The organism is Paenibacillus elgii NBRC 100335 (assembly GCF_004000865.1).
GTDB lineage: Bacteria > Bacillota > Bacilli > Paenibacillales > NBRC-103111 > Paenibacillus_G > Paenibacillus_G elgii.
In genome coordinates this window covers 1-21,788 of sequence record NZ_BIMB01000070.1, presented here as the reverse complement: position 1 = coordinate 21,788, position 21,788 = coordinate 1, and the positions used below count along the sequence as shown (strand labels likewise).

Genomic DNA, 21,788 nt, shown 5'->3' with positions numbered 1-21,788 from the left:
ATTCAAATGATTATGCTAAAATTCGACGTTCTTTACCAACTTTACCAGAAAAAATAGTAATGGATAACTATGTAAATTACTATATATTATTGGTACATTTAAATGGAAAGAAATCAATTTTAGGAGGGAAAACCGTATGAAAAAAATCGGCAAAGTCCTTCTTGGTTCAGTCCTAACGTTTTCAATGATGTCTGGGGTAGTTTCTGCTGCTGAAGTTAACGCTCTTCCGGAGTCCGCCAAAGTAGCGAATGCAGCGACTGCAGTGAATGTAGCGAATGATGTGACTGAAGAATACATTACATTAAAAGTAGGAGAGAGTATCAAAAAGTTATTGGCTCATGGGATACCTGGACATTCCTGGAGTATTGACTCATCGAGTACAGGAAAAGTGGATATCACAAGCGCAAGTGGATCCCCCTTTGATCAACACTGGAAAATTGTAGGGAAGGAACGAGGCACCGTAATTATTAATCAATATACTGGTATTTATGGTAGTCGCCATCTTGTACATAAAATCTACATCCACGTGGTTGAATAGTAACAATCAGAACCCCCGTCAGGGTATCGGCGGGGGATATTTTTTGTATGATGGATTGCCCTTCGGGGGAAAGCAAGTTATTTAGTGGATGAAGCCATTCAGGATCCTTGTCAGGTGCCTCTTGAAACCCGAGAGGACGGGGATAACGACATTTCGCGCATATCTACATAAAGATTGCGCGCATTACTCAACGAATAAGCTTATTTTTTGTCGAAATCATAAATCTCAGCAAGAATCAGATAAATAATTCCGACGATTAGAGTGATTATACTGTAAGTGGTTAAATTCCCCCCTACATAATCTAGCCATTGTTTGAAAGAATCTGGGCCATAAACAGTGCCAGGTGATGATGTTGAATAAATGGATGCAGTTAAGTATTTGACTCCTGTAAGAAAAGCAGAAATAGCTAAAAGAACAACCCCGGCCGTTCTCCTGCTCATATCATCATTTCCTTTCCTTATACACAGTAATACGATAATATTGATAATAATTAAAAAAAATCCCACGCATAAAAGGCTGCACGCTGTTTTTTTTAAGGACGTTGAAGCCGACAAAGAACGGCCCTTGCCGCAAGGATGCGAACAAGAGCCGTTTTTTGCATTGTTCCACGAAATGAAAATTGCCGCTCAAGGCTGAAAATCCTGATTTTTGAAATCAACAGGGATGCTCCGGCTAACCCTGTTTTCTCATATACCTAGCACAGAGTGCAAACATAGGTATTGCAATTGCCGCAGACCAAAGTCCAAGCGAGCCATTAAAATAAGTAATTATCAAAAGAACCACTGTGAGAGCAAAAACAAACTGTGCTCTTCTTTTATTGGGCTGCTTTGATCGTTTAGAGATAATATACAGTATTCCCCAAGCCAATAGTACATAAAACCCTATGAAGGATAAGACTAGAATAAGGGCTTGATTTGTTGTAATTGGCATGATGTGCCTCCTCCCCACTTCTAGTTTTTAAAGCAAGCCTAGCTATTTTTTTGTAATCTCATAAATATAATAATCAATACCCCCATCAGCTACGCTGGCGGGGGTGCCTTTCAAACTTTCCAGACTTCACCACTCTTCCATTTCATTTAGCTCATCAAATGAAATCTCTTCCGGCTGATAGTTTTTTAGTGAATAGTTGTTCCAATGCCAGAAATATGCACCTTGGGAAACAATAAGTCTTTCAAACCATAATTCAAAATTCAGATTCATTGCTTCGTATTCATGATCGAAAGTTGCGCCTTCGAATAAATAGTCTTCCCTTCCCTCTTTGACCCGAGACGAATCAACAAAAATAATGGTCTGATTAAACTTGGCAATGGCATACAAGTTAGGAGGAAGTTCATTTTGTTCCGAGTATTCCATAAGTTCCTCCATGCCAAAAATATACCAAGGAGGATCAGCATACTCGGACTGGTCTTGAAATAATATCGCGCCATCGTGCATTTTCAAGAAATCGATGTAACTTGTTGGCAAGAAAGAGCCTGTCTCTTTTACAAAGCTATAGATTTGATCTGGCGTAGTGGCTTTGTATAAAGCACAAGTGCAGGGCTTAAGATAGCCAGATTCTCGTTGAACCCATTGGATTGGTTGTTTCTCCAAACGTGTCTTTAAGTTTTTCAAAGTCAGATATATAATCTTGTTCATCGATAATAATTCCACCAATTTGAGAATTGATAATGCTATTTCCAGCGTGTTGAGAAACCCTCAACAGATTACTTCGATTTTTGTTTATAAGTTCTTGTTCCAATCACAATTAACGCAATTGAGAGTAGGAAAATTGGAATTCCTGTATTGAGTTTCCCATAAAAAGAAGAAGTTGCAGCCGCAATAATGAAAAGGAATGTTGTGCCTGTCAATACCCAGTCAGCTTTCTTTGGACTACTTCGTAGCACAAGCTTTACACCAAGTACGATAACCAATGCAGACAATAAAAGAAATCCGATGATTAGCGCTGTTGGTACAAACATGTTGCATCCCTCCTTTATTGATTGATCCTTTTGAAACCTTCTTCGTAGTTGGTTTCGACCACTTTAAAAAATGCGAGCATTACTCAACGAATAAGCTCATTTTTTGTCGAAATCATAAATCTCAGCAAGAATCAGATAAATAATTCCGGCGATTAAAGCGATGATACTGTAAGTGGTTAAATTCCCCCCCACATAATCTAACCACTGTTTGAAAGAATCTGCGCCATAAGCACTGGCAGGCACTGATGTTGAATAAATCGATGCAGTTAAGTATTTGACTCCTGTAAGAAAAGCAGAAATAGCTAAAAAAATAACCCCAGCCGCTCTCCTGCTCATATTCATCACTTCCTTTCCACATAATAATACCATAATATTACTAATGATTAAAAAATCCCCACACATAAAGGTGGGGAAATAACAATTTTCTTAATTTGATGGAGGGGTAATATCAAAAACAGCAAAATGTACCCCAGTGGGTTTATTTGCCCATCCAGTACCTACTTGGGAATCTCCGGTAACGCACGAGTGATACCATATGTCAAAATAAGTTGATGTAAACATTGGAAAAGCCTGGATTTGGTAAAGCCTTCCTTGGGGAACATCTCTTGTATAAGAGGAACTAACGCTATAGGAATCGGTAACACTATAACCTACCCCGGTGCTAATTGTGCCTGTAGGAATAGTAACTGTTGTTGAGTACGTTGCACTTACTCCACCACTTGCCGAAGCGTTTAGTGTCTGTGGCCCCCATCCCTGAGCAATTCCTGTGATTGGAAGACTAATATCATAACTATACCATTGTCCCGAGCCCTCTCTGACATTTTTTAAATAGTGTTCGGTGCAATAGCGCTCCAAATTCACGCAATCAGGATTATTCAGATTATTCTGTAAGTTATTCACTGAATTCTGCAAGTTGTTTACTGACGCTTGTTGATCAATTACATCAAATTGATCAACAAGTTTTGCATGTTTTGGAATCTTACCTGCTTCCTTCAATAATTTTTCAACGGTACTTTTATCATTTTTGCTTGAATGCACCATGTAGTTGTTATTCTGTACGCTTGCTTCAGCAAAACTTGTTGCCGAAATCGACAAGGTTAATACTAGCGATAGGGCCAGCGTTAGAATTTTTTTCATCCTATTATTCCTCCTATAAAAAATTAAGATTCAGGCGTAATATCATAAACAGAAAAATGAAAACCAACAGGTTCGTCCGCCCAGCCATTCCCTTCGTAGGTATCGCTACCGAAGCATGGATTATTCCAGATATCAAAATAAGTTGTTCTGTATAGGGGATATGCGGATACTTGGTATAGTCTACCACTAGGTACTGGTTTTGAAGTCCCATCGGTTACTGATAACGTCGTTCCAACAGAGAAGCCGACTGCAACACTAATTTTTTCAATCGGAATTGATCTAGTTACACTATAAGTTGATGAAATACTCTTTGTCACCGACATACTCAGAGTTCCCGGCCCCCATGCTGAATCGCTTTGTACAGGGGTAACTGGCCACCATTCTCCTGATGCTTTCCTTACATTTGTAACGTACAGACCTCGGCAAAGAAGAGGTGAAAACCTATCATCTAAACGATTGTTGTTGCTAATTTTCTGACTATTGGAGGGGGGAGTAATCGCATTCCATGATTGCACCAATTTCGCGTGTTTAGGGATAACGCCTGCTTCTTTCGCCTTTTGTTCTTCAATATTGGCATTTGAGGCCGAGGAGTAAATTTTGGATGAAGCATCATCCTGCACGCCAATATTGGTTAAAATTGGTTTGCCTGTAGTTTGCTCGACTTTTTGCAAACAATTTTCGTCTACCTCCTTTGGTCCTTCAGCAAACACAGAGTTTCCCGACAAGCATAGAGCTAATGCCAGTGAGACTGAAAAAACACTTCTCTTAAGATTTACGATCAAGCTAATCCCTCCAAATTGAGTGATTTTGAACAATGGTCGGCCGACTGGTTTGTTCAAACATAATTTATCACAATGCTACAAAATATGGGATAGGAATAGGTGTCTATTTTTTCTCCCCTTGATTACTTGATATAAGCAAAGTAATTACAGTGATTACCAAACAATCGCTTCTACTTTGTAAAAATTTATCGAATCGCTGTATTTCAAGTAAGAATTAGGCGATTATCGAAATAAACAGTTCATTGTCAGATGAAACTGACTTCGCTATAATTAACCATTGTAAAATAATAGAATAAAAAGGAAGGTTATGTGTTATGATGGATATTTTAAATCACAATAAAACCATCTCCGATATCATCTTCCAACTTAGAAAAGAGAAAAACTTGACATATGCAGAACTTGAGGAGTTAACGGGTGTGGGTAAACCTGTACTTCAAAAACTCGAAAAAGGATCGACCAAGCGTCCTGAATTTAAAACAGTAAAAGCGATCACGAGTGCTTTGCCCGAAGCTTACCAAGAACTGATAGAATGCTACATCACAATAGAAAATCGAACGGAAGTTTTATATGAAGTTCTGCAAGATGTATTGTCGAGCGAGAAGCCATCGCTAGCTTCAAAAGTCGCGTTGCGTTTGCTTGAAAACCCTAGCAACGAAACGGAAGACTCTTTACAACGACTTTATTACTTTACGCAAGAGGTTAGTGAGTCTAGCTTAAGATTAGAACTGTATAACGTCATTGTGAAATATTCGAGAAAGCATGGCGTTATGAACTATATTGCAAAAGGCTTGCTACAGAAGTATTTGATCGAAAGGTTAGACCTGAAACGTCTTGAACAAACGTTTCAAAATGGCTTAGAAATTATACATTATATTGATTTTTTATCTGATGAAGAAAAGGTAACATATTTTTTTAGAATGGGATTGCACGCTCATAATACGAAAAAATACAGGGAGTGCATTGAGTTTTGTGGGAAGGGGATGGTGCTTGAAAAAAATGAATCAGAATTAAAGGCAAGAGCGCATCTGTCCATGATAAATTCTTATTCGGCTTTGAAAAACTACGATAAAGTTGAAGAGTTATTAGACGTTTTTGAAAAATACGAGTATGACTTTGTTTACGAGGCGACTAATATTACACGGGCAATAACCAAAGCAAGAAAAGGGGAATATGATATTGCAATCCCTCAACTTGAATATCACCTTGAAGAATGTAGTCAGCAGAATCGTTTACATATCGTCGACGAGCTTTTGGAGATTTATTTAAAGATAGATAATTTGGATGCGTGTTCGAAACTTTTAGAAAGAGAGAATGAAATTATGAAAACGTGTCCTGATGACCCTAATATTTACAGAGCGAAAGGGAAGTATTATCGACACAAAGGACACTATCAGTTAACTATTGGTGCAATTGATGAGGGAGTGAAGAGTTTCGCCAGTAGTCTACAATATTTGGATAAGATTAATGCTTTTGAAGAAAAGGATACTTGTATGCGTGAGTTTTTTTATTGTTTAACCAAAAATTCAATAATCCTTAATAAAGAGCTTATGGATATAATTTATATTATGGCATATAATGTAAATGAATAAGCGTCAAGGAGGGAAAGGATTATGAAGAAAGCAATTCTTTTTTCCATTGTTCTATTTTTATCTTTGAGTGGTAGCTTTTACAATACCTCAACTTACCCCATAGAAAAGCAAACTCAAATTATGATGTATAGTGATGTAAGTCCGGGACATTAATTTCTTTATGTTGTATTTGCTGATTCGATAATATAGATGAACAAATGAACAGGCATATTTGCCTGTTTTTTTCTTTTTAAGAGCAAAATGTTTCTCATTTATTGTATTAAATGGAAAATAAGAAAGATGATTTAGACTTATATTATAAAAAATATTTTTAGGAGGAGGAGCGGTGAATATTCTGGTAGCAGATTGCAGCGACGAAATATTACATCACGAAATGAAAGTCATCCTACAGAAAATGGACAGGGCAGTGCAACAAGGCGAAAGCTTGACGAGTGAATCGATGGTTCGATTGAGTCAACAATTAGATACATACGTGTTAATTGCTCAAATTCGAAAAATGCGGTGTGCGAGCTAGAAATCGTTATGGTTTGAGGTGTGTTTATGCAAGAGGATCGAAGAACTGGCATTGTTAGAGTGGTGGACAATTTAGGTAGAATCGTAATTCCTACGGAGCTTAGGCGTATGTTGAATCTTAATCCCGACGTGAAGACAGAGTATTTTTGCGATGACAAGAGAAAGGCGATTATGGTTTATAGATATCACTGCAATGAATGTTTGTTTTGCTCAGGTAAAGAACAAACCATTTACTTCAAAAAATTTTATATTTGTATGCCCTGTATTCAAAGCCTTCCGGCGCTTCAAGTGTTCTTAGCACGGGTAGAACGTGAACGTGCCAACGAGAAGAAAAAGGTAAAAAAAATTACCAAAAGAAGAAAAGAACTATTGGATCGACTGCATAAAGCGATGAAGGAAAATCCGGAAGCTTCGCAGAGGAAATTAGCCGAAATCTTAGGAGTTTCACAATCATGGGTTAGTCAATTGATTAGGAACCAACCTATAGATGGGTCGGGTGTCGGGTGCTAAACACCATATAACAGGAGTCCTGGATGTCGGTCTGGGGCTCCTATTATTTTCTCGAAAAATATGAGATTTTTTCGCAAAGGTGCTGCTGGTGGATTTGGACCCGCGGGGGGATCCTACCCTGTGCTTTGGATGGCCTCAATAAAGTCTATAATAGTCTAAAATGTAGTGTAGTTCTTAAGATCAAAAGTAACAACTGCTAGCATGCCGTTTAGGTCTATATGATTTCCAATTTTACAAATAAATGTTCTAGTTTAAGCATACATAAGGACATGTAGAGTGCTCCTATAATTGCTGAATTTAACAATGCATGCTGCCACTAATTGTGTGGCAGCATGCATTGTTGTTCAACTAACGTTACCCGTTAAAGCTTTGTCTTATTTAACATTTACTGAATGATGACCAAGTGCTGCGTTAATCAAAGCAGTGTCGAAATAATAAGGAAATGCTTCTATAACTAATTGGTCCTTAATTTTTAAGATTTGAGCGAAAGGTAAACGAACTTCTTTTTCAGTTTGTCTTGCCTTAGCCACTAAAGTCCCCCCCATAAAAAGGGTATCACTATCTAGAGTAGCTAGCATGTTCTCGACGTTCATGGAACTCCATGTATTATGCATAGTATTAAAGAGTCTTCCGAGCTCTTCATAACCACACCAATCACCAGGATAAGGAAGTGATACAGGTTCATGAACCACGATATCGGGGTGAAAGGCAGATTTAATACCGCTGAAGTCGTTTCCATCCGAACGCATAAACTCCATTTCGGCTGCAAACATTCGATTTAATATTTCCATTGCCTTTGTGCTGTTGTCGCTTAATGAATTATTCATTTCATAAAATCCTCCATTCATTTTGACTCCTCGCCGTCTTAATTATAGATCATAGGAACTATCGATATGTTGCTATTACATTCCTCACGGCATTGATGCAGAAGTTTAAATAGCAATGGTTCTTTGGATATCCATCAATACTACACAAAGTTGAAAAAGTAGATTGTTACGAGTGGGCCCAATGCAGCAATTACGTTTTTGAAAAGGGGAAAAACAGACTGGAAATACTCCTCGATTGGGAAGGGAAATTGATAGATAAAGTCAAACTTCAATAACTCACAACGAAACAGAAAACGCATCTTGATTTGCTAGATGCGTTTTTTCTATGCCCCGCATCAGCTCTAGGACGGCCCCGGAGTTATCTGCATTTGAAGTCAGACAAGAAGCGGCAGCGTCCGGAGTTGGTTGCCTACTCCGATCGGTGCAAGCGGCCTTCCAACATTAGCGATTTGATTCTTCACGGCGTTTGGGCGCGTTCCGGGAAGCCTTTTTAAATTTATCGATAAGTGAGATTCCGGCCATTCTACGCCATCTGCGTGAAGCCAGTTAGTTCGTGAGTGCTTAGAAAAAAATGTTGTTCGATAGGAGTATCAAGTAGCATCACTGTTCGTTTTGTGGGAGGGCTCCAAAATTGTCTCTTAGGGCCTTTTAGACGAGTCCTTGGCAACGATCGAGTTCTTGTTTGAGCAGTATTTTGTATGTTTCTGCTCTCTTCACGCGTCATTCGTGAACTGATAATATACTATATATAGGCCCATAAAATATTTTATAAAAAAAGCAATGGAAGTCCGTTAAGCCATCATGTAAACGTCCAACGATTGACATTACGCCGCACCGTCCTTATAATTTGGTTGGTTGACCAACCAAAAAAAGGGCGGGATCGGATGAGCACACAGGAGAAAAGACAACGATTAATCGACGCGGCTTATAAAGTATTCGTCAAAAAAGGGTATCTCAACGCATCGATCAAAGATATTGCAAGCGAGGCCGGAATGACGTCGGGGCTGGTTCATTATTATTTTAAAAATAAAGAGGAGCTGCTGCTTTCCGTACAGGAAGAGGTCCAGCAGCGCTACCACAAGCAATATGACGGGCAGCCGGATGATACCGCAACTCCCGAAGCCGTGCTGCTCGAAATCAAATCCAGAGCAGAGGACAATCCGGACTGGTACCGCTGGCGGTATGAGCTGTATTCGCTGGGGCTGAAAAGTGAGAGCAGTCATCTAGAACGGGAAGTCGCGTCGATTCTCAAGAGCGGGAGAGAAAGCCTTTCCGCGCCGCTGCAGCACTTGGTGGGCGATTCCGCTAACGCCTCGGCGCTTGCAAGTATCCTACTGGCCTGCTTCGACGGGCTGGCGCTTCAGAAAATCGTCGACAACGAGTTTGATCTTGACCGATCGTATCGATTGTTGATCGAGCTTCTTGGGCTTTATGTAAGCAAGGCTGAAGGGGAGAGCAGATGAAGAGAATAGTCATCGGTCTACTCCTCTTCCTGCTCGCGGCTCCTTCTCTTTCTCTAGCCGCCGAAGAGCGCGATCGTGATACGGCCCGACAAATCGACGCATTGATGAACGAAGCGCTGGCAAAATATCATATTCCGGGGGCTTCGCTGGCGGTCGTGCATCACGGGCAGACCGTCTATCAAGAGAGCTGGGGGACCATGAGCGACGGGTCGGCCGTCACGGCGGACACGACTTTTCTGATCGGCTCGGTCAGCAAGCCGCTGACGGCTCTTGCCATGATGATGTTGGCTGAGGAGGGCAAGCTCAAGCTGGATGAACCGATCGAGACGTATCTCCCTTGGTTCACGTATCAAACAGACAGCGGCAAATCGATAACGGTGCGCCATCTATTGGAGCAAACGAGCGGGATCGGCGCTTATGACGGTATGAAGGTGATGGACCGGCAAGACCGCGATCGGGAGAAGGGGATTGCGCAAGCGGCTGCGGAGCTGAGCGGGGTCAAGTTAAGTCACGCTCCGGGCGAGGCCTATGAGTATAATTCGGGCAACTATTTGCTCTTGGGGGCTATTGTTGAGGCGGTATCGGGCCAGTCGTTCTCTGCAATTATGGATACCCGTATTTTTTCGCCTCTTGGCATGAACCATACTTCTGCTGATTACGAAAGCGCGGTTAGCAAAGGATTCGTGCCTGGTTATCGTTCCTGGTTCGGCAAGCCGGTGAAAGGCGACGGGCTGTATGACCGATCGGGAGCACCTTACGGGTATATGTCCTCAAGCTCAGCCGATCTGACCAAATTCATCAAATTCATGCTGTACGGCGGGGAATTGATTTCGGAACAAGGTCTGAAGCAATTGCGAACGCCGCCGGAATCTAACAGACGCTATGGTCTGGGCTGGCACTTCCCCAGATCGGGGGAGAAGTATCCTTATCATACGGGGGCAACGCCGCTCGCAGCTGTTCATTATGCCCGAGCACGATCTGGGCGCTGTTTTATTGATGAATAAATACCACGAGTTGGAAGCTGTCGCGTATTTAAGCATCATGGAGGGAATCCGGTCCATCATGAAGGGTGAGAAGCCACAATTGGCGGAAATGAACGCCAACACGCAGTGGGTGACGCTCGGGGTTGTCATCTTGTTTGCTGCGGTATCCGTACTCGGTTTCATCCGCCTGCGGCGCAAAACGGTGATAAATAAACCGTTGTGGGTATGTACGGGTGCGCTCTCACTGATCATTGCTGCCGCACTTATTCCATTATTCACCTATAGTATGGGTATCTCGTGGAGAACGGTGAGCCTTTTCCTTCCGGACATCGCATTTCTCGTGCAATGTCTCATTGCGGTATTGGCCGTTCACGGTCTGTTAACCATTATCTTCGTTGCAGCGAAACGAAACGTAAGTTAAGAGTATGAAACACCTGGTGCGGGCCCGCATGCTAGGTGTTTATGCCCTGTTCTCTTGACGTTCCGTGATCGTACTTAATTTAGTAAATTCATCATCAATGAAATTCGTTAAATCGATGAATTTAATCTGTTCATCGATTTGCGCTAATACTGCTGAAGCTTCCTCTAACTGTTGGACAAGGGTATTATATACGTTAATTTGAAGCCTGCTCTCTGTGACTTCAATATTATCCAATTGTTTTTCCAAAGACAAGGGAATCACGGCTGCGGAATCTTCTATGCTTTGACTTAAAACTGGCTGATTCGGCCATTCATTAGCAATAAACGAAGGTGGAATATTGCTAGGAACCTGAATATAAGAAAAAGGCTGCACTGTGCTTGTAGCTTTGGTATCGGTTTTATGCGTAACAGGTTGCACCGTAGTTTTAGCTTTGGCATCGACTTTAGGCATAACAGGCTGCACGGTAGTTTTAGCTTTGGCATCGACTTTAGCCATAACAGGCTGCACTGTGCTTGTAGCTTTGGCATCGACTTTAGGCGTAGCAGTCTGCACGTTAGTTTTAGCTTTGGCGTCGACCTTAGGCATAGCAGGTTGCACCGTGCTTTTAGCTTTGGCGTCGACCTTAGGCGTAACAGGCTTCACGGTAGTTTTAGCTTTAACATCGGCCTTGTGCGTAACAGGCTTCATGGTGGTTTTAGCTTTGGCGTCGACCTTAGGCGTAACAGGCTGCACGGTAGTTTTAGCTTTGGTACCGACCTTAGGCGTAACAGTTTGCACGTTAGTTTTAGCTTTGACATCGACTTTAGGCGTAACAGGCTTCACGGTGGTTTTAGCTTTGGCACCGACCTTAGGCGTTACTGCCTGCACGCTGCTTTTTGCCTTATCTTCCCGTATGTCAGGCACAACTTGAAGGTAGCTTCTTTTTTTATCCGGCTCAGTCTTACTACGAGCAATACTTTTTGTTTCTTCGAATGGATAAAGCTCCTGAGCCGCTTCTATACTCGCCGCTTCCTTCAAGTGATGAGGGTGGTTCTCATGCGAACGGTCCTCGTGATCGGCTAATTGCTTGGCGAAGCCTCTCAAGAAAGCAATTCCTAAGACAACAGCAATCATGATAAAGACAAAAACTGTAATTAACATCCACATCATTTCCCTTCGTATGTCGACGTTCTCTAAAAAAAAGGGTTACGTCGCAACGCAACCCGCATAAGTGCAGAAGGAATGATTAGTGAGTTTGGTTCATATTGAAGCTGCTTTGGCTGAAGCTTTGTTGATTCATTTGATTCTGTTGATTTTGTTGGCTCTGTTGATTCTGCTGGTTCATTTGATTCGCTTGCTGCTGAGATTGTTGGATCAGCTGTTGCATCTGGCTCAGCATTTGGAACGATTGAACAGTTTGGTTCGCTTGGTTCAACGTCTGGTTAGCTTGCTGAATGGATTGTTGAAGCTGTTGAATGGCTTGCTTTTGCTGGCTTTGCACTTGTTGGTTGAATTGGTTCATTTGGTTGACAAGCTGACCAATCTGCTGCTGATTTTGATTGGAGCTCGTCGAAGCGGAGCTTTGGGAAGAAGGGTTCTGAACTTGGGTTAAAATCTTTTGGATCTGGTTAAGCTGGTTTTCCAACGGAGTCAACTCGCTAGCCACTTCAGCCTTCACCTTATCCGCGATTTGTTCTTGAGTTACGGCTTCTTTTTTGGTAGTCATTGTCATTAGTCCTCCTAAGGAATAAGTGTTGTTCAAAGAACACAACCGTATTGTGCCTTTGTCCGGAACTCTCTATCCCCGGGGAGGATTTGTTTATAATAGGAAACGTCGCACCGAAAATCAAAAGGGCGCTGTCCGAAGGTCTAAGCAGACCTCTCGGGCAGCGCCCTTTGCGCGTTTCTTAATCCGTGTCGTTCGACCACTTCAGCACATCGAACAATTTGAATACCAAGCTGAGCAAAATCGCCACGACCGTAGCAAGGGCCATACCTTTCAGCTCAAGATGCCCCCACTTGAACGCCGCCCCGCTTAGACCGACGACCAGCACAACCGTAGTCAGAATCAGGTTTGCAGGCTTCGAATAGTCTACCTTCGTCTCGACCAGCATGCGGATGCCGGATGCGGCAATGACGCCGAACAGCAGCAGCGAAACGCCACCCATTACCGCGACGGGAATCGTTTGGATAAGCGCCGACAGCTTGCCGACGAAGGAAAGGATGATCGCCATGATCGCCGCCAGACCGACGATCCAGACGGAATAGACGCGGCTGATCGCCATGACGCCGATATTTTCCCCATACGTCGTATTGGGGGTGGAGCCTACCGCCGCGGAGATCACGGTGGAGACGCCGTTGCCAAGCAATGACCGGCTGAGTCCCGGGTCCTTGGACAGATCTTTGCCGACAATATTGCCGGTCACAATCAGGTGGCCGATATGCTCGGCGATGACCACCAGCGCGGCAGGAGCGATAATGGCGATGCTTGTCCAATCCCAAGCCGGCGTATAGAAGGTAGGCAGCGTCAGCCAGCCCGCTGCGCTGACCGCCTCTTGGACATGCACAAGTCCGAGCACACTGGACAGCACATAGCCGACGACGATGGCGATCAGGATCGGAATGATTTTGAAAATTCCGCGGAACAGTACCGACCCGAGCGTGCCGACCAGCATCGTGACCACGGAGACCGTGACGGTCGTGGCATCCGGGGACCAACCGGCGGGCGCTCCGTCCGGAGCGATGAAGCCGGCCATCTTGGAGGCCGTCGGAATGAGCTCGAGCCCGATCACCGCGACGATCGCCCCCATGGAAGCCGGAGGGAATACGACGTCGATCCAGGCCGTTCCCACATAACGGATCAGCAGGGCGACGATGATGAAGATGACGCCAACTACCAGGAAGCCGCCGATCGCGGCGTTGTACCCTTTTTGCCCCAGAACGACGAAAACGGGCGAGAGAAAGGCGAAGCTGGAGCCGAGATAAGCGGGAATTTTCCCCTTGGTAATGAAGAGGTACAGCAAGGTCCCGATGCCGTTCATCAACAGGATCGTGGCTGGGTCGACCTTGAACAGGATGGGCACAAGAACCGTGGACCCGAACATGGCAAACAAGTGCTGCAGCCCCAGCGGCAAGCTCTTCCAGAAGGGCGGTCTCTCATGGACTTGGATGATTCGCGACATTGAAGTTCCCCTTTTGATCGTTTGAATTATTGTTATCTACCGTATTATAGTGCATGCAAAGAGGCATGAAAAGCCGAATTTGCACGATCGCGGCGTAGAGGAGGGACATATTAGAAAAGCTGGGCAATCAGACATATTGACCATATGGTCAGCATATAATACAATGTTACTAACCAATTGGTCAGCAACATGAAAAGGAAGTGAAGCATTGCCTTTACAGCTGTATGAACGGGAAAAAATCCTCGAGGCCTGTTTATCTGTTTTTGCGCGCCATGGATACAAGAGCACTTCGACAGAGATGCTGGCGGAGGCCGCCGGTATTTCCAAGGCTTTGATCTTTCATCATTTCACTAGCAAAAAGAAGCTGTATCTCAGCCTGCTGGAGCATTGCTTTGAGAAGGTCAGGACGGCGATGCGATTTGACGCGGTTGCGGAGTATGACGATTTTTTTGAAGCGATAGACAGACTTAGCCGCATCAAGCTCGATTACTTCCGCAAGCATCCCGATGAATTGAAGCTGGTGTATGAGGCTTTTTATTCGCCGCCGAATGAATTAAAACAAGATATTGAGGAAAAGTATGGTCAAGCGATTGCAGAGAGAAATCAAGCGTTAGAGAAGTTATTTGAAGCGGTTCCCCTTCGGGAAGGGGTGGACCGGAAGCAGGCGTTCGAGCTGATTACGATGACAACGAAGCATTTCGAAAATAAGTTTTCTTCGGCGTTCTCGGATATCGGTGTGATGGATGACGAGGCGGCCGACCGCCTGTTCGATGAGATGAACCGATTTTTTGGCATGATCCGATATGGAATTGCAGAGTAAAGGAAAGGGGTAAGTGATATGGAAAAAATCACTGGCAGTGATTTTGCCTCACCGGAAACGATGCATGATTTCATGGCATTCTATAAGCGGCTTGCCGGGCAGCAAGAGCCTCTCTACCGCCTTGATGACTTTTTCGGGATGGGAGGAGCATGGCTCGCTTTCCGGCACGAGGATGTCGCTGCGATTCTGAAGGACCCTCGGTTCATCAAAGATATCCGGAAGCTCGCACCGCCGCAGGATCAAGGGGAGCCCGGCCAGAAGTACGCATACTTGAGCAAGTTCAGGGAATGGATCAAACAGATGCCGAATATGCTGACGGTCGATCCGCCGGACCATACCCGCTTGCGCAGGCTGGCGTCCAAAGCCTTCACGCCTCATACAATCGAGGGCCTGCGTCCCCGGATTCAGCAGATTGCCGACGAGCTGCTCGATGCCGTGCAGGAGCGGGGAAGGATGGACCTGATTACGGATTTTGCCTATCCGCTTCCCATCACCGTCATTTCCGAGATGCTGGGAATTCCTGCTGCCGATCGGGACCAATTCCGCGAGTGGACCCGTAAGCTCTTGAATGCTTCCCTGGACCCGAAACAAGAGGATACCGTCAGTGAAGTTCTGGATAAGTTTGTTGAGTATATCAAAACATTGCTGGCGGAAAAGCGCGCACATCCCGGCAATGACATAACAAGCGGTCTGGTCCAAGCTCACGATGAAGAAGATCAGCTAAGCGAGAACGAGCTTCTATCGACCATTTGGCTGCTCATTGTCGCCGGGCATGAAACGACGGTCAATCTGATCGGCAACGGCATCGTGGCCTTGCTGCAGCATCCTGAACAAATGCGCTTGCTCCGCAGCGATCCTTCCCTGCTCCCCTCCGCGGTCGAGGAACTGCTGCGCTATGCGGGCCCCGTCATGATTGCCAGCCGCTTTGCGAGGGAGGACGTCACCTTGCATGGCAAGGATATCCGCAAAGGGGAGATGGTTCTGGTCTCGCTGGCGGGCGCCAATGTGGACCCGCATAAGTTCTCCCATTCCGAGGCGTTGGATATTACGCGTGAAGAGAACGAGCATCTTGCCTTCGGCAAGGGCATTCATCTCTGCTTGGGCGCACCGCTGGCGCGTCTGGAAGGCCAGATCGCTTTCGGCACGCTGCTGCGGCGGCTGCCTCATCTGCGCTTGGCCGTCGAACCGGAGCAATTGACGTATAACCGCAGCACATTGCGCTCTCTTACGAACCTGCCGGTGCTGTTCTAGGCAAGAGCAGTTTGTAGGGGGATTACTGCGACAATGAACCAGGGGCGCCGCTATAGGCGCCCCTTAACGTGTAGTCCCTATTTAGCTGGCTTGAAGCTGGCGCCACATGGTCACCATGTCGATCCAACCGCGGTGCTCGGCAATTTTGCCGTCGACGACGCGATACTGGCGGTACAGCGTAACATCAATGGAGTTGCCCGTTGGGGCGGTTCCGAAGAACGTCCCGGTATGCGTGCCTTTCACGGTCATTCGGACAAGGACCTTCTCCCCTTGGGCGATCATCTCTTCCACGGTGTAGCGCTTATCGGGAAAAGCCTCCAGATATTCGAGTTCCATCCTTTAGTCGCAAACTAACCACTAAAACCCCAGCATAGTGATGTGTAGGTGCACTAACATATCAACAGTCTCTTAAATCAAAAGCTTCTTCTAGTGCAGCGGTATCTTCGAAGATTTGAAAAAACCTTATCTTCTCCTGTTCTACTTCGCAAATAATTGCCCAATCACTCTCGAACACTTTCCCGGTTACATTGACCTTGATGCGGAAATTCCCCCATGCACACGCTGCTTCCTGATTACCGATGAGTTTGTGAAGGACAAACCTCTCTATTTGTTCTGCTTCTTCTAATAAGTTTAAATAATTTCTAACACCTTCTTTTCCATGAAATGTGCCGTATAAAGGAATTTTATTAGAGGGCTCTTTTTTAAGAATAATAAATTTCGCTTCATCATGAACCAATTCGATCACTTTATCAATCTGTTTGCTTCCTAATGCTTGAAAATAACTTGTTAGCACTTGTTGGGCACTTTGCATTTTCTACTAATCTCCCTTCGAATAGGCGGAATAAGCTTTGCACAATCCAATAATAACATATTTATCTCCCATCCTCCCTCCCGTTGGCTTAAAGCCGCCGCTGCAAGTCTAGAACTATATTTTCACGGTCTAACACTTTATTTTCTCAGTCTATAACTTTATTTTCATCAGACACCTGGCTGCAGTTCCGTCCGGGCCGACGGCGAGACGGCAGGTGGTCACGCAACCGGATCCACGCTGAAGACAACCGCGGCAGCTCGGCCATGCCGAGTCGGCTAAGCAGCCAACACTTCTCGCAGAACGAAGCATCGAGCAGCTGCCCAGATCCAACGACGGCCGTTTAGGACCAGCGTCGATCGTGGGGGAAGTAGCTCACGCCGCGGGCGCCTGGCTGCGGTTCCGTCCGGCCGACGCCGAGGAGACGGAAGGTGCCACGCATCCGGCGGGGCCGTGCCGCGCCGGCTACGCGGCCGGCATTCTCGCAGAACGAACCGTCGCGCAGCTGCCCAGATCCAACGATGGCCGTTCAGGACTAGCGGCGATGGTGGAGTAAGCAGTTCGCGCCGCGGTGGCTGCAGATCCGTCTAGGCCGACGGCGAGACGGCGGGTGGCCACATATCTGGATCCGCGCTGAAGGTTAGCGCTGGCCACGCGGCCGGCTCTTCCCGCAAGTACGAAACATCGCGCCAGTTGCTTCAGATCCGACAGACCGCCGTCCAGGATGCACCGACCAGCGGCGATCGTGGACGAAGCAGATCACGATGCAGGCTCTTGGCTGCAGGATCCGTCCGGGCCGACGTCAGGTGGTCACGCAACCGGATCCGCGCTGAAGATTGCCGGCGGCAGCCTGGTCGTGCCATAGGCGGCCTGCATCAGCTACGCGGCCGGCTCTTATCTTTTTTGTAATCTGCATGTTTCTGTTAATGCCTAATGTTGTTGTGGGTTGGTTCAAATCAGTTGGGACTGATTTAGAGAAAACCATTCGGGGTACACCTTATACCTCGGCTTATGAAAGTCTATCTCATAATGGTCATATTTGGGGAACTCTTCAAGAAACAATTCCCTTAATTTTTGTTCATTGTCTTCGATGATTATTGCCTTCCTTTTGCTTGTAAATGGTATAGGAACGCCATTTATAGTAATACCTTTATCCAACAACACAACACAACAAGTTGTAAATCGATCGTGGAAGGCGATGTTTTCAATTCCACCGCCTCAGAACGAGCATTCATCAAAGTTTCTCCTTGAGTCCGTACACACCCCGGAAATCGAGATCGCGGGCGACGTAGATGTTGACCGTAGCGCCCTGGTGTTTCCGCAAAGTCGGCGGGATATCGGCCGTGAGCTTGAGCACGTCGCCCATGACCGATTGCGTGCCTTGGATCGTGTTCGGGAAGGCAAGGACGGTGTTGTTGCCCGAACCACTTCCCTTGGTCTGACTTGCGGCGAGTGCCGAACCAACGTCATCGATCAAGCTGAGCATGATTGCACTACCGAATCGCTCCCAAAAATGCGTGTCGACCTGGCCGCTAATCCCCGATCGGCCCAGCTCGTCAGCAGCCGGCGATGCCAGGTTGATGACGACACCGTTTGGCGTCTTGGCGCGGGTCCACAGCAAGAACGCACGGCTTTGGCCGTTCACCAGAGCACGCTGCATTTCACCTGTGTACACCGTACCTTTTTCCAATAGGACGACGGCGCCGTTGTCGCTGTACGCGTCTTGCGCCTGCAGGCACGACACCATGCCCGGCAACGTCGTGTCGATTGCTTCCGGCATCGTGCATTCGACGTGCGCAGCTTGCGCGATCAGGTAATTTCGATCGGTAAGCAACGCAGCCCGCGCACCGGGCAGATAAGATCCCTGCAGCCGTTCAGACAGTCCATCACCCGATCGAGCAGCTGACGCGCCGCCGGCCGCGGCGCCAGGCCCGCCGGCGGCTCCACCAGCCGCACCATCGCCGGAGCTTCAAGGCGCCGATTAAAGACTTTCTCTGCAGGCGTAAGCGGCCGTGGTTGCTGCGCACCAGGTGGAGGCGGCGCCGGCGGCGCACCGTCAGCCAAAGCACGGCTGTGTACGTCCGCTGTCGACCCGAAGCAGACGTTCGATACCCAAACGGATTGCTGTCAACCGCCTATGTTGAAACGCAGTGTCGAAGTGTTGAGCTGAGAGTTATTCCTCACCATTTCACACGCTGCAGTCAGCTTTTACGCAGCATATAAACATGAGCGATTGCGCCGACAACAAGGCAAATCAGGACTATAACATCTACGAGGAAGACCCGACCAATTTGTGGGTTGTAGCTTCCTACTGCCCAGGCAAGATAGAGGAACGAAACAACGCTAATGATCCCTCCAACAATGGCAATTGATTGAAGTGCGGGTTGGAAGGCAGAAAACAGCAAGAAGCTCCCAATAAGCCCGAAAAGAACCGCGCGATGACGCATAAGGATTGCAAGATTTGGCTCGTTGAAGGGCAAGCCATATAGGGAAGCAAGGCGCTCACTTCCAAGAACCCCAGACAATGGCAATAGATGAATGACTCCGGCTACCACCAGCATTGCAGAAACCACGTATCGCACTGAGTGCTCCTTTCTTGCTCCATCAATTAGAAAAGCAAAAGGCAAGCTTTCTATTATTATGTCCAATCGCATCTGTCGGCGCAACCGTAATAGAACTGAGCGGTGTCGAATGATATCGGTGTAGCAGAGGCCTCAGTGTTGCTGGAGTCGCTCGACTGGACCGAAAGTAAAAATATTACAAACGCAGTCTTCATATCACTCCAGTCCCTGTCAGCTGGCAAAAATTCGGTCGGGCGAAGGGCCGCTTCTGGCCGATTGCGGACGGTCGGCACGGCTCAGTGTACTCGGCTGTTGCCTGCAGAGCAACTAGGGGTTTTGTTAGGCGTTCTAAGGCGTAGTGTGCGCAGCGCCCAGAGTGACGCTAATACTTGTCCAACCGTCCGGCCGTTCGCCGTGCTCGATGTGCAGCGCCCATACCTTGCTGACCATCTGGCTTACCGCCTTCTTCGTGATGCCTAGTTCGTCGGCAAGTTCAGTTTGTTGTCGACCGTCGACCAGGTGTTCGTAAATCGCCTGAATATTTCGTTCTTTCAGGCGCTTCAGCTTAACAGAAGCACTTCGGTGTGTGCTTCGGCTGCACCTCTGTTGACGTTTGCTGCTCTTGAGACATGCCTTCTTCATAGGCAACCAAGGAATGGGTCGCATGACTCAGAACGGCACCCGCACGTGTGCAAGTTGCGACAAGAACCGCTTCGAATATCTCCTCACGTGTTCCGCCAAGGGACTGAAACTTTTTGACGTGCGTGTCAATGCAGTAAGGGCAGCCCGTTATATGGGCGACGGCCAACGCAATAAGTTCTTTCGTCCGTAAGGGTATTGCCTTAAGCTCCTCATACACTTGATGCTCGAAGTTTAAGTACGATTGGGTAGCTTCCGGCGCAAGACGAATAAGGTCAGGAATCTTTTTCAAGTTATTGCTATCATAGTAGTTCATTTGTGCTGCGCCCCCTTGCTGCCGCGGTAAGTGCTGATGCCCAGCCACCTGTAGATAATGCAAGTCCCTAAAGCAGCTGTCAGTAAGGGGAACACGCCCAGCAAACCGACATACCGCCAGTTGGAATCAACTTGAAAGAAAACAACAAGCATACCGATACCGAGCAAGACCCGCAAGGATCGATCTAAACCACCAAGATTTCTCATCTCATATCACCTCAATAGAAGTTTGGATTTGAACCCATCTTAGCAGCATCCTGCAGCGTGTTCCGTGACTAAGTCACAAGACCTCGTCCTGAAGAACTTGGAACAGCCGGTCCCGGTCCAAGACTTCTATGTATCCTCTACCCTGGGAAATTAGACGGTTATCCGTTAACACTTTCAGAGCGCGGCTGACGACTTCCCTGGCGGTACCGAGCTCAATCGCAACTTGTTCGTGCGTAATGCGGAGTGTCGCGTGATTCTCGTCTGTGCATCCTAGCAGGAACTGAGCAATTCGATACGTTATCGGCCGGAATGCAACATTGTCGAGCAGGGTCATGACGGACGTAATTCGCTCAACCATTTGGCCAAAAATAAATTGCTTCAGCGGTTGGCAGATTTCAATCCACTTCTTGAAAAGTGGGATCGGTACGAGTAAAAGTTCCGTTTCCACCTCGACCTCCACTGATGCTTCATAAGGGGTATCCCCTAAAATACTAGCCATCATGAGGACACAGTTTTGGCCATCCTGCACGCGATAAAGGGTAATTTCTCTGCCCTGTTCATTAACCTTAAAGATGCGAACCGTGCCGCACAGAACAAAAACTGCATGCTGAAACATATGACCCTCGCGGATGGAAGGGGACGTGCTTGGCGAGACGGTTCTAATTTCGCACTGCATCCAATACGAGTCAGGAATAGAGGCCAAGCAGGGGAACATTATGGATGCTTTATTTTTAATGGTAGGATGCATAACAGATACCTCCGTATTTTCAAGGTGACTAACAGTAGGTGACCGCTACCCTCGTTCAGAACTCTACCCTAAAGATTATGCCGATGCTGGGCGTACGCTGTCAAAAGGGTCGTTCAGTTCTGGCTTACGCTTCAATTATTCCACCCTTGACAAGAAGCCCCATCGAAATGCCCGATAATTCATTTTCCATAAGGGTTTGGATCCTCATGGATGATAAAAACCTCGTGATGATCCTCAACCGTTGCGCGATATACCTCCAATAACGTGATATGATCTCCCCTCCGTTAAAGTTTCTCAGCCGAAACCAAAAGTTGCATGGAAATACGGAACTTCTGTAAACTCCCTCAACTTGATAAGCTAAAATCAATCCCCCTTTATTGATCAAAAGTATAAATACGGTACAATACCGTTTTAAGCCCTCCTACCAGGAATTTTGCGTCACTTGTGATACGGTTCGCCGCGCTGTCTGTAACGGCAAGTTTTGACCAAAAGGCCATCTTGCAAAGGATGGCCTTTTCTTGGAGAATGATTTGGTTCAATCGTGCCTGATATCTTCC

The 21,788-nt window shown here is 46.3% G+C and carries 29 protein-coding genes; 9 read left to right on the top strand and 20 right to left on the bottom strand.

What is annotated here, in order from left to right; genetic code table 11:
* The first annotated feature begins 136 nt into the window (after positions 1-136).
* Positions 137-538: a hypothetical protein gene (locus tag PEL01S_RS31305; RefSeq protein WP_127463006.1), complete on the top strand. Its 402-nt coding sequence runs from the start codon at positions 137-139 to the stop codon at positions 536-538.
* A 200-nt stretch (positions 539-738) separates the two neighbouring features.
* Here PEL01S_RS31305 and PEL01S_RS31300 read toward each other — a convergent pair whose 3' ends face one another.
* The 7 genes from PEL01S_RS31300 to PEL01S_RS31270 form a co-directional block, all read right to left on the bottom strand.
* Positions 739-978 carry a hypothetical protein gene (locus PEL01S_RS31300; RefSeq protein WP_063185423.1) on the bottom strand — a complete coding sequence of 80 codons (240 nt, stop codon included), beginning with the start codon at positions 976-978 and terminating at the stop codon, positions 739-741.
* Positions 979-1,210: 232 nt separating this feature from the next.
* Positions 1,211-1,468 (bottom strand): hypothetical protein, encoded by a 258-nt coding sequence (locus PEL01S_RS31295; protein WP_127463005.1) that lies wholly within the window; start codon positions 1,466-1,468, stop codon positions 1,211-1,213.
* Positions 1,469-1,594: 126 nt separating this feature from the next.
* Positions 1,595-2,173, bottom strand: coding sequence for an SMI1/KNR4 family protein (locus tag PEL01S_RS31290; protein WP_127463004.1), 579 nt, complete (start codon positions 2,171-2,173; stop codon positions 1,595-1,597).
* Positions 2,174-2,241: 68 nt separating this feature from the next.
* The gene (locus PEL01S_RS31285) at positions 2,242-2,496 is read right to left on the bottom strand and encodes a hypothetical protein (RefSeq protein ID WP_127463003.1); all 255 of its coding nucleotides are present in this window, start codon (positions 2,494-2,496) and stop codon (positions 2,242-2,244) included.
* Positions 2,497-2,592: 96 nt separating this feature from the next.
* A complete protein-coding gene (locus tag PEL01S_RS31280) occupies positions 2,593-2,832 on the bottom strand; it encodes a hypothetical protein (RefSeq protein WP_127463002.1) in 240 nt (79 codons plus the stop codon).
* A 90-nt stretch (positions 2,833-2,922) separates the two neighbouring features.
* Positions 2,923-3,633, bottom strand: coding sequence for a hypothetical protein (locus PEL01S_RS31275; protein ID WP_127463001.1), 711 nt, complete (start codon positions 3,631-3,633; stop codon positions 2,923-2,925).
* Positions 3,634-3,656: 23 nt separating this feature from the next.
* Complete coding sequence (locus PEL01S_RS31270; protein WP_127463000.1) at positions 3,657-4,415, bottom strand: hypothetical protein; 759 nt, start codon at positions 4,413-4,415, stop codon at positions 3,657-3,659.
* 314 nt (positions 4,416-4,729) lie between these two features.
* Between PEL01S_RS31270 and PEL01S_RS31265 the strand changes: the two genes are divergently transcribed.
* The 3 genes from PEL01S_RS31265 (at position 4,730) to PEL01S_RS31255 (ending at position 7,027) form a co-directional block, all read left to right on the top strand.
* Positions 4,730-6,004, top strand: coding sequence for a helix-turn-helix domain-containing protein (locus PEL01S_RS31265; protein WP_127462999.1), 1,275 nt, complete (start codon positions 4,730-4,732; stop codon positions 6,002-6,004).
* A 21-nt stretch (positions 6,005-6,025) separates the two neighbouring features.
* Positions 6,026-6,157 (top strand): hypothetical protein, encoded by a 132-nt coding sequence (locus PEL01S_RS35470; protein WP_255320181.1) that lies wholly within the window; start codon positions 6,026-6,028, stop codon positions 6,155-6,157.
* A 387-nt stretch (positions 6,158-6,544) separates the two neighbouring features.
* On the top strand, positions 6,545-7,027 hold the full coding sequence (locus PEL01S_RS31255) for an AbrB/MazE/SpoVT family DNA-binding domain-containing protein (RefSeq protein WP_127462998.1): 483 nt from the start codon (positions 6,545-6,547) through the stop codon (positions 7,025-7,027).
* Between the two features lie 374 nt (positions 7,028-7,401).
* Here PEL01S_RS31255 and PEL01S_RS31250 read toward each other — a convergent pair whose 3' ends face one another.
* Entirely contained in the window at positions 7,402-7,854 is a 453-nt protein-coding gene (locus tag PEL01S_RS31250) for a nuclear transport factor 2 family protein (RefSeq protein WP_163768374.1), read from the bottom strand.
* Positions 7,855-8,738: 884 nt separating this feature from the next.
* Here PEL01S_RS31250 and PEL01S_RS31245 point away from each other — a divergent pair.
* The 3 genes from PEL01S_RS31245 to PEL01S_RS35465 are packed head-to-tail and all read left to right on the top strand — an operon-like array spanning position 8,739 to position 10,721.
* Positions 8,739-9,317: a TetR/AcrR family transcriptional regulator gene (locus tag PEL01S_RS31245; protein WP_127462996.1), complete on the top strand. Its 579-nt coding sequence runs from the start codon at positions 8,739-8,741 to the stop codon at positions 9,315-9,317.
* On the top strand, positions 9,314-10,321 hold the full coding sequence (locus PEL01S_RS31240) for a serine hydrolase domain-containing protein (RefSeq protein WP_239551489.1): 1,008 nt from the start codon (positions 9,314-9,316) through the stop codon (positions 10,319-10,321). The genes PEL01S_RS31245 and PEL01S_RS31240 overlap by 4 nt, the downstream gene beginning before the upstream one ends.
* Positions 10,314-10,721 (top strand): hypothetical protein, encoded by a 408-nt coding sequence (locus PEL01S_RS35465; protein ID WP_239551488.1) that lies wholly within the window; start codon positions 10,314-10,316, stop codon positions 10,719-10,721. Before PEL01S_RS31240 ends, PEL01S_RS35465 begins: the two co-directional genes overlap by 8 nt.
* 39 nt (positions 10,722-10,760) lie before the next feature.
* On the opposite strand, the gene PEL01S_RS31235 is transcribed toward PEL01S_RS35465, so the two are convergent.
* From PEL01S_RS31235 to uraA, 3 genes are all read right to left on the bottom strand, one after another.
* The gene (locus PEL01S_RS31235) at positions 10,761-11,861 is read right to left on the bottom strand and encodes a hypothetical protein (RefSeq protein ID WP_127462995.1); all 1,101 of its coding nucleotides are present in this window, start codon (positions 11,859-11,861) and stop codon (positions 10,761-10,763) included.
* Positions 11,862-11,946: 85 nt separating this feature from the next.
* Complete coding sequence (locus PEL01S_RS35460; RefSeq protein ID WP_063185408.1) at positions 11,947-12,426, bottom strand: hypothetical protein; 480 nt, start codon at positions 12,424-12,426, stop codon at positions 11,947-11,949.
* Positions 12,427-12,607: 181 nt separating this feature from the next.
* Complete coding sequence (gene uraA, locus PEL01S_RS31225) at positions 12,608-13,882, bottom strand: uracil permease (RefSeq protein ID WP_127462994.1); 1,275 nt, start codon at positions 13,880-13,882, stop codon at positions 12,608-12,610.
* A gap of 208 nt (positions 13,883-14,090) precedes the next feature.
* Here uraA and PEL01S_RS31220 point away from each other — a divergent pair, with 208 nt between their 5' ends.
* A complete protein-coding gene (locus tag PEL01S_RS31220) occupies positions 14,091-14,702 on the top strand; it encodes a TetR/AcrR family transcriptional regulator (protein ID WP_108533015.1) in 612 nt (203 codons plus the stop codon).
* A gap of 18 nt (positions 14,703-14,720) precedes the next feature.
* Positions 14,721-15,953: a cytochrome P450 family protein gene (locus PEL01S_RS31215; RefSeq protein WP_127462993.1), complete on the top strand. Its 1,233-nt coding sequence runs from the start codon at positions 14,721-14,723 to the stop codon at positions 15,951-15,953.
* Between the two features lie 81 nt (positions 15,954-16,034).
* Here PEL01S_RS31215 and PEL01S_RS31210 read toward each other — a convergent pair whose 3' ends face one another.
* The 9 genes from PEL01S_RS31210 to PEL01S_RS34980 form a co-directional block, all read right to left on the bottom strand.
* The gene (locus PEL01S_RS31210; RefSeq protein WP_231884834.1) at positions 16,035-16,289 is read right to left on the bottom strand and encodes an ester cyclase; all 255 of its coding nucleotides are present in this window, start codon (positions 16,287-16,289) and stop codon (positions 16,035-16,037) included.
* A 61-nt stretch (positions 16,290-16,350) separates the two neighbouring features.
* Positions 16,351-16,764 carry a nuclear transport factor 2 family protein gene (locus PEL01S_RS31205; protein ID WP_010503788.1) on the bottom strand — a complete coding sequence of 138 codons (414 nt, stop codon included), beginning with the start codon at positions 16,762-16,764 and terminating at the stop codon, positions 16,351-16,353.
* A 1,231-nt stretch (positions 16,765-17,995) separates the two neighbouring features.
* Complete coding sequence (gene virB10, locus PEL01S_RS31200; protein ID WP_063185399.1) at positions 17,996-18,595, bottom strand: type IV secretion system protein VirB10; 600 nt, start codon at positions 18,593-18,595, stop codon at positions 17,996-17,998.
* Between the two features lie 367 nt (positions 18,596-18,962).
* Positions 18,963-19,322: a hypothetical protein gene (locus PEL01S_RS31195; protein WP_012684030.1), complete on the bottom strand. Its 360-nt coding sequence runs from the start codon at positions 19,320-19,322 to the stop codon at positions 18,963-18,965.
* Positions 19,323-19,670: 348 nt separating this feature from the next.
* Positions 19,671-19,964, bottom strand: a complete 294-nt coding sequence (locus PEL01S_RS31190) for a TrfB-related DNA-binding protein (RefSeq protein WP_082867142.1) — start codon at positions 19,962-19,964, stop codon at positions 19,671-19,673.
* Entirely contained in the window at positions 19,888-20,277 is a 390-nt protein-coding gene (locus PEL01S_RS31185; protein ID WP_010499740.1) for a carboxymuconolactone decarboxylase family protein, read from the bottom strand. Before PEL01S_RS31185 ends, PEL01S_RS31190 begins: the two co-directional genes overlap by 77 nt.
* On the bottom strand, positions 20,274-20,483 hold the full coding sequence (locus tag PEL01S_RS35775; RefSeq protein ID WP_010499741.1) for a YgaP family membrane protein: 210 nt from the start codon (positions 20,481-20,483) through the stop codon (positions 20,274-20,276). The genes PEL01S_RS31185 and PEL01S_RS35775 overlap by 4 nt, the downstream gene beginning before the upstream one ends.
* Before the next feature lie 73 nt (positions 20,484-20,556).
* On the bottom strand, positions 20,557-21,231 hold the full coding sequence (locus tag PEL01S_RS31175; protein ID WP_063185397.1) for a Crp/Fnr family transcriptional regulator: 675 nt from the start codon (positions 21,229-21,231) through the stop codon (positions 20,557-20,559).
* A 374-nt stretch (positions 21,232-21,605) separates the two neighbouring features.
* Positions 21,606-21,788 (bottom strand): hypothetical protein (locus tag PEL01S_RS34980; RefSeq protein WP_218032562.1); only part of this gene is annotated, 183 nt, incomplete at its 5' end.

What these genes read in the sequence shown, in the direction of transcription:
- PEL01S_RS31305 (WP_127463006.1), top strand. Translation starts at nt 137, where the DNA reads ATGAAAAAAATCGGCAAAGTCCTTCTTGGTTCAGTCCTAACGTTTTCA.
- PEL01S_RS31300 (WP_063185423.1), bottom strand. Translation starts at nt 978, where the DNA reads ATGAGCAGGAGAACGGCCGGGGTTGTTCTTTTAGCTATTTCTGCTTTT.
- PEL01S_RS31295 (WP_127463005.1), bottom strand. Translation starts at nt 1,468, where the DNA reads ATGCCAATTACAACAAATCAAGCCCTTATTCTAGTCTTATCCTTCATA.
- PEL01S_RS31290 (WP_127463004.1), bottom strand. Translation starts at nt 2,173, where the DNA reads ATGAACAAGATTATATATCTGACTTTGAAAAACTTAAAGACACGTTTG.
- PEL01S_RS31285 (WP_127463003.1), bottom strand. Translation starts at nt 2,496, where the DNA reads ATGTTTGTACCAACAGCGCTAATCATCGGATTTCTTTTATTGTCTGCA.
- PEL01S_RS31280 (WP_127463002.1), bottom strand. Translation starts at nt 2,832, where the DNA reads ATGAGCAGGAGAGCGGCTGGGGTTATTTTTTTAGCTATTTCTGCTTTT.
- PEL01S_RS31275 (WP_127463001.1), bottom strand. Translation starts at nt 3,633, where the DNA reads ATGAAAAAAATTCTAACGCTGGCCCTATCGCTAGTATTAACCTTGTCG.
- PEL01S_RS31265 (WP_127462999.1), top strand. Translation starts at nt 4,730, where the DNA reads ATGATGGATATTTTAAATCACAATAAAACCATCTCCGATATCATCTTC.
- PEL01S_RS35470 (WP_255320181.1), top strand. Translation starts at nt 6,026, where the DNA reads ATGAAGAAAGCAATTCTTTTTTCCATTGTTCTATTTTTATCTTTGAGT.
- PEL01S_RS31255 (WP_127462998.1), top strand. Translation starts at nt 6,545, where the DNA reads ATGCAAGAGGATCGAAGAACTGGCATTGTTAGAGTGGTGGACAATTTA.
- PEL01S_RS31250 (WP_163768374.1), bottom strand. Translation starts at nt 7,854, where the DNA reads ATGAATAATTCATTAAGCGACAACAGCACAAAGGCAATGGAAATATTA.
- PEL01S_RS31245 (WP_127462996.1), top strand. Translation starts at nt 8,739, where the DNA reads ATGAGCACACAGGAGAAAAGACAACGATTAATCGACGCGGCTTATAAA.
- PEL01S_RS31240 (WP_239551489.1), top strand. Translation starts at nt 9,314, where the DNA reads ATGAAGAGAATAGTCATCGGTCTACTCCTCTTCCTGCTCGCGGCTCCT.
- PEL01S_RS35465 (WP_239551488.1), top strand. Translation starts at nt 10,314, where the DNA reads ATGAATAAATACCACGAGTTGGAAGCTGTCGCGTATTTAAGCATCATG.
- PEL01S_RS31235 (WP_127462995.1), bottom strand. Translation starts at nt 11,861, where the DNA reads ATGTTAATTACAGTTTTTGTCTTTATCATGATTGCTGTTGTCTTAGGA.
- PEL01S_RS35460 (WP_063185408.1), bottom strand. Translation starts at nt 12,426, where the DNA reads ATGACTACCAAAAAAGAAGCCGTAACTCAAGAACAAATCGCGGATAAG.
- uraA (WP_127462994.1), bottom strand. Translation starts at nt 13,882, where the DNA reads ATGTCGCGAATCATCCAAGTCCATGAGAGACCGCCCTTCTGGAAGAGC.
- PEL01S_RS31215 (WP_127462993.1), top strand. Translation starts at nt 14,721, where the DNA reads ATGGAAAAAATCACTGGCAGTGATTTTGCCTCACCGGAAACGATGCAT.
- PEL01S_RS31210 (WP_231884834.1), bottom strand. Translation starts at nt 16,289, where the DNA reads ATGGAACTCGAATATCTGGAGGCTTTTCCCGATAAGCGCTACACCGTG.
- PEL01S_RS31205 (WP_010503788.1), bottom strand. Translation starts at nt 16,764, where the DNA reads ATGCAAAGTGCCCAACAAGTGCTAACAAGTTATTTTCAAGCATTAGGA.
- PEL01S_RS31195 (WP_012684030.1), bottom strand. Translation starts at nt 19,322, where the DNA reads ATGCTGGTGGTAGCCGGAGTCATTCATCTATTGCCATTGTCTGGGGTT.
- PEL01S_RS31190 (WP_082867142.1), bottom strand. Translation starts at nt 19,964, where the DNA reads ATGAAGAAGGCATGTCTCAAGAGCAGCAAACGTCAACAGAGGTGCAGC.
- PEL01S_RS31185 (WP_010499740.1), bottom strand. Translation starts at nt 20,277, where the DNA reads ATGAACTACTATGATAGCAATAACTTGAAAAAGATTCCTGACCTTATT.
- PEL01S_RS35775 (WP_010499741.1), bottom strand. Translation starts at nt 20,483, where the DNA reads ATGAGAAATCTTGGTGGTTTAGATCGATCCTTGCGGGTCTTGCTCGGT.
- PEL01S_RS31175 (WP_063185397.1), bottom strand. Translation starts at nt 21,231, where the DNA reads ATGCATCCTACCATTAAAAATAAAGCATCCATAATGTTCCCCTGCTTG.